The organism is Streptomyces sp. NPDC000880, assembly GCF_053599675.1.
In genome coordinates this window covers 1-5865 of the sequence record NZ_JBSFMS010000211.1, presented here as the reverse complement: position 1 = coordinate 5865, position 5865 = coordinate 1, and the positions used below count along the sequence as shown (strand labels likewise).

Annotated in this window: 3 protein-coding genes and 1 pseudogene; all 4 read right to left on the bottom strand. The window is 68.8% G+C overall.

The features are described 5' to 3' along the window. Positions 1 to 202 (bottom strand): annotated as a pseudogene (locus tag ACWDO5_RS35000) (hypothetical protein); the annotation flags it as partial. 1 nt (position 203) lies between these two features. Further along, positions 204 to 1490, bottom strand: a complete 1287-nt coding sequence (locus ACWDO5_RS34995) for an MFS transporter (protein ID WP_450534572.1) — start codon at positions 1488 to 1490, stop codon at positions 204 to 206. A 1074-nt stretch (positions 1491 to 2564) separates the two neighbouring features. Then, the gene (locus ACWDO5_RS34990) at positions 2565 to 3896 is read right to left on the bottom strand and encodes an amidohydrolase family protein (protein ID WP_450534571.1); all 1332 of its coding nucleotides are present in this window, start codon (positions 3894 to 3896) and stop codon (positions 2565 to 2567) included. Between the two features lie 161 nt (positions 3897 to 4057). After that, positions 4058 to 5710: an amidohydrolase gene (locus ACWDO5_RS34985; protein ID WP_450534570.1), complete on the bottom strand. Its 1653-nt coding sequence runs from the start codon at positions 5708 to 5710 to the stop codon at positions 4058 to 4060. Positions 5711 to 5865 lie beyond the last annotated feature (155 nt).

Sequence of the window (5865 nt, the reverse complement as noted above, 5' to 3'; positions counted from 1 at the left end):
GCAGAAAGCGGGAGGCGCGGGAGAGCACCGCGTCGGGCCGGTGCCCCTCGGAGGCGTACGCGCGCAGGGCGATCCGCAGTTGGCCCCTGCCGACGGTTCGAAGGGTGTCACGCGGGCAGCCGGAGCCCCGAGCGCTGCTGCCCCTCAAGGGCGAGATCGGCACGGCCGGTCCTGGCCCCTCGGGTTGTGCGCGTGCGGCCGGTTCAGGCCGATGCCTTGGCGTTGTTGAAGCGCGACGTGTCGACGAAGGCCAGCGCTATTAGACCCACCAGCGGCAGGATGGTCAGCTGCCACAGTCCGGCTCCGGACCAGCCGATGGCGTCGACGAGCGTGGCGAACAGCAGTCCGGAACCCGCCGCCGCCGCGTAGTAGGTGGTGACGAACATTCCGGCGCCGCGTCCGACGTACTCGGGGCGCACGGCGCGCTGCATGACGGTCTGGCAGGTGGTGTAGAGGAATCCGCTGGAGAAGGTGCCCATCACAAAGGCGAGCAGGTACTGCCAGCCGGCCGTGGTCGGGCCGTTGTAGATCAGCCAGCCGGACACCGAGATCATCAGGAAGGTGCCCATCAGTATCTTGCGCTGGTCGAAGCGGTCGCCGAGCCAGCCGGCCGGTATCGACATGATCGAGCCGAAACCGACGCAACTGGCCGCGAACGCCGCCTGGCCCGGCTCCAAGTTCAGCACGGTGCGCAGGTAGGTCGGGTACAGCCCGATGAAACCGTAGAAGACCATGCCTCCCACGGCCGAGGCCGCGGCCAGGGCGATGGAGTTCCGGTTGTACGGTGAGGCCGGCACGTGGTCGAAGGACTCCGCGGCCGTCTTCGTGCCGCCGCCTGTGGTGCGCTCGGTCAGTGACTTGCGCACGGTGAACACGGCGATCAGGGTGACCACCAGGCCGCAGAGGCCGAACAGCACGAAGGGCGCCCGCCAGGTGCCCTGGACGGTGGCGAGCTGGGTGCCCGCCAGCGGTCCGATGAAGACGCCCACACCGAAGGCGGCCCCGAGCAGGCCGAACGCGAATCCCCGGCGGTGGAAGAAGTAGGCCCCGATCGCGGCGAACAGCGCTGCGGCCTGCATGCCCTCTCCGAACCCCGAGATCAGGCGGTAGACCACCATGTCGGCGAATCCCCGCGCCAGGGGAGTGGCGAGGGTTCCCGCCGAGTAGATCACGATGCTGATGAGGAGGACGGCCTTGCGGGAGTACCGGTCCATGAGATATCCGGCCGGCAGTCCGGCCAGCGCCATGCCGAGCGTGAATCCGGTGGCCAGCAGCCCTCCCTGGGACAGCGAGAACCCGTACGCCTCAGCGATGTTGGGCAGCATGGGATAGAACATCTGCCGGTCCATGGCGTTGACCATGAACGAGACGGCCAGGACGGTGAAGCCGATGGTGACCAGCGAGGTGCGCAGTGGGCTGGGGGCCGTTGTGATGTTCGTGGTGACCGGCTGTGCGGTGTCATCGGTGACATCGACAGAGTGGTTGCTCAACGGGGACTCCGGGGAGGGCGATCGCTCCCGCTAGGACGCGGGGCGGGGGACGGGGGTGCGTGGACGCGGCGCAGCGACGCGAGCAGGTGGGAAACGGATATCCGGGGACACGCGGACGAGGCGCTGCCCGCGGGGATGCCCCTCAGCACGGGAACTGTGGGGCATGGCGCGGGGGAATGCCGGATCCGGTGTGTCCGACCGTCGGAGGTTAAGGGCCGGTCGTGGTGGGACGGCCGTTTTTCCGTGGGATGCGGTAAGAGTGTGGCGCCGTAATAAGAATGTCAAGAGTGTGCATGGATTCTTTGTGCCGGGGTGATAAAGGATCGGGGCGTGACGAATCCGGTTGTCCCGTGACGCGCATTCAAGGAGGTACGGCAGGCAGAGTTCGGCGGGCCTGCCGCGCACCGCTGGCGACATACCGCGCACCGCGGGAAGTGGAAGTCTTCGGCCCGTGGGAATGGCGTCCCGTGCCGGCCGGGCACCGGACAGGCGCCCGCGAAAGCGGTCCGGGGTCAGACCGCTCACTGATCGCCCGCCGGTGAGGCCAGGCATGCCAACCTGCGCGTTATGAGCGGGAGTTGAGGCTCGACAGCAGGCGACATGGGAGCCGGGCCGACCCATTCGACCGGTGGGGAGTGCCGCGGAGAGGCAGCCACGAGTCCGGTGAGCGCGGCAGGCACGAGGGGGATCCCGAGAAGACGTCGGGCCCACGGCTCGGTGCGCGCCGACCGGAGTTCACGGCACGCCAAAGCGAGCTCCGGCATATCCCCGCTGAATTCGGGAATGCCAGGAACTCTGGTATGCGTCGTGACTATGAATAGGCCAATCTGCCTATGCGGGGGAATGTGTGCGCATTAGCGTTCCCGGCGGTGAGTAATGCCCCGGTGTTATTCCGCTTCTGTCGATGTGCGGGGTCCTGGAAGAAACTCGATAATTTAAGGTTCCATGACAGCCTGAAACGTCTCGGCGGTACCGCAGGCAAAAGTGGGCCGTCGGAAAAGCCGGGCCGCCGGGTGAGCCGGCACCGACGGCCATGCCGGCCATGCCGGCCGTGCGAGTGTCTTGTCTGCCGGCTCAGGCCACGGTGGGAGCGAACGGCGTGCCCATCAGCAGCCGGTCCCGGGAGGCGCTCAGGGTCTCCTGCAGGGAACGCATCTCGTGACTGAGCATCCGTCCTGCCACCTTGACCGGACGGCCCGCCACGAAGACGGTGTCCACGTTCTCGCTGTCGGACAGGGTGACCGCGGCCGGAAGGTGGTTGATCAAGGAGAGGTTGGGGACGTCCACCTTGAGCAGCACAATGTCTGCCTGCTTGCCCGGGCTGAGCGAGCCGATCCGGTCTCCCAACCCGAGGGTGCGGGCACCCTCCAGGGTCGCCATCCGCACCACGTCCCGGGTGCTCAGGGCCAGTTCGCCGGGCCACTCGCCGCGCGTCAGCGCCATGTGGTTCTGCCACCCGCGCTCCGCCTCCAGGGTGCCACGCATCTCGGCGAACAGGCTGCCGCCGACCCCACTGACCACGTCGACACTCAGGCTGGGCTGGACCCCCGCCGCCACCAGGCGCCCGGTTGCCGGATAGCCGTGCCCCATCTGCATCTCCACTCGCGGCGAGATCGAGGCATGCCCGCCCGAGTCCGCGATGAGGCGCAGCTCGTCGTCCGTGCAGGTGTTGCAGTGCACATAGACGACGTCGGGCCCGAGCAGCCCCGCCTCGGCCATCTGCGTGATCGCGCGCTTCTGGCCGAGCATTCCCGCACCGACGTGCAGCGACGTGGGGATGGACAGATCCCGCGCGAGCCGTATGTCGTCGACGGTCTCCTCCAGTGAGGAGAACTCGGGTCCCAGGCTGGCCAGCGCCAGAGTCAGCAACTGCTCCTTCGAGTTGAAGTACGTATTGGCCACCCGGGTGAGGTCCGAGGCGTACCACTCCGCGGCGGGGGACCTCGGCGAGCCGTAGGCGAAGACGGCTCGCATACCCGAATCGGCGAGTCCGCGCACCGCCGCGTCGGCGTGCTCGGGGGTGTTCATGATGTGCGACCAGTCGAGCACCGTGGTGACACCGCCGTTGAGGCACTCCAACGCCCCCATCAGGTCGGCGATATAGACGTCCTCCGCGGTGAAGCGGGGGCCGATGACGCCGAGCATCCGCTCCGCGTACTGGCCCAGAGTCCAGTCCGCCGCGATCTGGCGCATGGCGGACTGCCACAGATGACGGTGGGTGTCCACCAGGCCCGGCATGACGATCATGTTGGTGGCGTCGACCACCTGTGCACCGTCGGCGGGTATGTCCCGGCCGACCGCGACGATCCGGTCGTCCTGCACCAGGACATCTCCCTTGGGCAGATCCCCGATCTCAGGATCCACCGTGAGGACTGTCCCACCACGGATCAGCATCGCGTTGTTCATCTCATGACTCCCGCTTCATGACTGGGTTCCGCGGCGCCGGCCGCACGTCGCGACCGGCGCCTGGCCCGCACCCACAGCAGGGCGCGGGCAGACCGCTCCGCCCCCGAGTTGCGGCGCCTTGCACCGACAGGCCCCAGTGAGCGGCCCGGGGCCCGTCGGTATTAGCCCTGGAATGCTTCGGACGTGTGGACGGTACGCCCGCCGACCACAGTGAGTTCCGAGGTGATACCGGGGATCGCTTCAGCCGGCACGCTGAAGTAATCAGCACTGAGAACGGCGAAATCCGCCCATGCGCCCGGATAGAGATGTCCGCGGTCGGATTCCTCGAAGGAGAACCACGCGCTCCCGCGCGTGTAGAGGTCGAGCGCCCGCTCGCGGGAGAGCCGGTGCCGCGGGGCGCGACTGACGGTGCCGTCCAGGGAACGGCCCTCGACCAGCCACCACAGGGCGAGCCAGGGACTGTACGAGGAGGCCCGGGTCGCGTCCGTCCCGGCACCGAGCGGTACGCCGGCCTCCAGCAGGTCTCCCAGCGGAGGCACCGATTCCATGCTGCCCGGTCCCCAGGTACGCGCCGACGCAGCGCCCTTGAAGACCTGGTGGTCGTCGGCAATGATGCCGGCGCCGAGCGCCCGCAGCCGTCCGATGTTGCGGGGGCTGATGGTGTCGGCGTGGGCCAGCGAGAAGCGGAGCCCGTCGATGGGGGTCTCCCGGTGGACCGTCTCCCACGCGTCGAGGATGCGGTCGATCGTCGCGTCGAGCACCGCGTGGATGTGCATCGGCCAGCCGCGTTCGGCGACCCGCCGGGTGATGGCCAGCAGCTCCTTGTACGACTGGTCGCCCAACTCGAAGGGCGTGAGGCCCTCGAAGTCGTGGCAGCCGTAGTGGATGATCTCGCCCACGCCGAGCACCTGCAGATGATCGTCGCCGAAGCCGGTCTGCGCGTGGCGCAGCCACCCGTCGAGCTGATCCAGCTCCTGCCCGGCGTCCACCGCGGAGACGTACAGCCGCACCCGGGCGGTCAGTTCGCCCGCGCGCCACAGATCGAAGAGCGGGTCGTAGCGCTCGGGCGACATCCCGAAGCCGCCGGGGTCGACCACACCGGTCAGACCGACCGCGTTGAGGTCGGCGAACATGGCGCGGGTGGAGCTGCGCTGTTCGGCCGGGTCCGGCACGGGTATGGCAGCCATGCACCGGGTGAATGCTGCCAGTCCCCGGACCACGCCGGTGGCCTGGCCGGTGGCCGGGTCGCGCTCGACGCTGTCGCCGGGCAGATCGGTCCACTCGTCCAGGCCGACGATCCGCACCGCCTGGCTGTTGAGCACCGCCACGTCGTACAGACCCTGTACGTAGACCGGGTTGTCCGGGGCCACCTCGTCGAGCTCCGCCCGGGTGGGCGGCCGGTTCTCCTCGAACTGGCAGGGATGCCAGCCGCCGATGGCGCGGATCCACTCGCCGGCCGCCGCGCCCCGGGCGGCCGTGCGGATGCTGTCCAGCGCGTGCGACAGCATGGGCATCCCGGACCAGTGCAGTTCGCTGGACCAGGTGGCACCGGCCCGCACCGCGTGCATATGGCCGTCGATCAGACCGGGGATCACGGTTCGGTGGCCCAGATCGACCACCTTGGTGTCCGGCCCCGTCAGTTCCAGGAGGTCGTGGACGCTGCCCAGCGCGACCACCCGCCCTCGCGTCACCGCGAGAGCCTGTTGCTCCTGGACCTCTGAGGCCGCGGAGCCTTGGGCGGGCAGCCCGGCCCAGATGCGGCCGTTGATGTAGACAGTGTCCGGCGCCCGGGAGGCGGACTGAGAATGCTCCATTCCGGGATTCCTTTCCGTCCAGGACTTCGATGTCCGGAGGGGTGAGGGTAGTGCGGGATGCTGCTGACAGCGCCGGTGAAGGGGCCGGCCGCCGGCTGGCCTACGAGCGGTACGCCGCTGTCAGACTTCTGTGCCGGGGCGATCCAGGCCGGGAC

Coding starts and splice junctions, on each gene's coding strand:
- ACWDO5_RS34990 (WP_450534571.1), bottom strand. CDS start 3,896: ATGAACAACGCGATGCTGATCCGTGGTGGGACAGTCCTCACGGTGGAT.
- ACWDO5_RS34985 (WP_450534570.1), bottom strand. CDS start 5,710: ATGGAGCATTCTCAGTCCGCCTCCCGGGCGCCGGACACTGTCTACATC.